Below are 1,336 nucleotides of genomic sequence, written 5' to 3' on the forward strand. Positions count from 1 at the left end.
GGAACACGGCAAAGATCGGATCGATGGACGTGCCGTCATCGGCGGGATTGCGCTTGCCCCGCGCTTCCAGTTCTTCGGGATTGCCCTCCAGCACCATGACCATGTCATCGACGGCTTTGCTGATGCCGCCGGAGAAGTCCCCGGCGCGGAAGGCCGGCACCATGTCATTTTCGATGATCAGCTTGGTGTGCAGGTCGGTCAGCGTGCCTTCCAGCCCATAACCGACCTCGATGCGCATCTTGCGGTCGTTCGGGGCAACCAGCAGCAGCACGCCATTGTTCTCGCCCGCCTGGCCAAGTTTCCAGAAGCGGAACAGCCGGTTGGCGTAAGGCTCGATCTCCTCGCCATCGAGGCTGGGAATCGTCGCGACGACGATCTGGTCGGAGCCTTTCGTCTCGAAATCGGCGAGTTTTTGGGTCAGCGCCGCCCTGGTCGCGGCGTCGATGATGCCGGCATTGTCGACGACACGGCCGGTCAGCGCCGGCAGGTCGGCCGCGTAGGCCATGACGCAGGAGAACAGCACGACCGCAGCAATCAGGACGGCCGAGGCGAGGCGGTCGCGTTTCGACAGGCTGATGCTGGATACCATCATGCCATCACCAGCTTCCCGACGAGCCGCCGCCGCCGGACGAACCGCCGCCGCCGGAAAAGCCTCCACCGCTGCTTGACCCCGAAGACCAGCCGCCGCCGGAACTCCCCGACGACCAGCCGCCACTGGAGGATCGCCGGCTTGGCTCGAAGGTCATGCCAAGCCAGCGGTAGCGGCCGGGGCCAAGCTTCTGGCCGAAGATCGGCGGCAGCACGGAAGCCGCAATGCTGCCGAAGAAGATGATCGCCCAGATGCTGATGAAGACGGCGAAGAACAGGTCGTCGGAATCGAAAGGCGCTTGCTGGTTGCGCTCGCCGCGCGCCTCCAGCTCCGCCGGATTGCCTTCCAGCACCATGACCATGTCGTCGACGGCCTTGCTGATACCGCCCGAGAAGTCCCCGGCGCGGAAGGCCGGCACCATGTCATTCTCGATGATCAGCTTGGTGTGCAGGTCGGTCAGCGTGCCTTCCAGCCCATAGCCGACCTCGATGCGCATCTTGCGGTCGTTCGGGGCCACCAGCAGCAGGACGCCATTGTTTTCCTTCGCCTGGCCGAGCTTCCAGAAGCGGAACAGCCGGTTGGCGTAAGGCTCGATCTCCTCGCCATCGAGGCTGGGGATCGTCGCGACGACGATCTGGTCGGAGCCTTTTGTCTCGAAATCGGCGAGTTTTTGGGTCAGCGCCGCCTTGGTCGCGGCGTCGATGATGCCGGCATTGTCGACGACACGGCCGGTCAGCGCCGGGAGAT

General features: G+C 64.4%; 2 protein-coding genes. Both read right to left on the minus strand.

Annotation, left to right across the window (positions count from 1 at the left end):
- Positions 1-592: YgcG family protein (locus ENZ75_RS32000; RefSeq protein ID WP_164888185.1), on the minus strand; the 592-nt coding region annotated here is incomplete at its 3' end.
- Between the two features lie 4 nt (positions 593-596).
- Positions 597-1,336 (minus strand): YgcG family protein (locus ENZ75_RS32005; protein ID WP_164888186.1); only part of this gene is annotated, 740 nt, incomplete at its 5' end.

The sequence above is a fragment of the Mesorhizobium sp. M7A.F.Ca.CA.002.04.1.1 genome, assembly GCF_004022805.1.
Classification (GTDB): Bacteria; Pseudomonadota; Alphaproteobacteria; order Rhizobiales; family Rhizobiaceae; genus Mesorhizobium; species Mesorhizobium ciceri.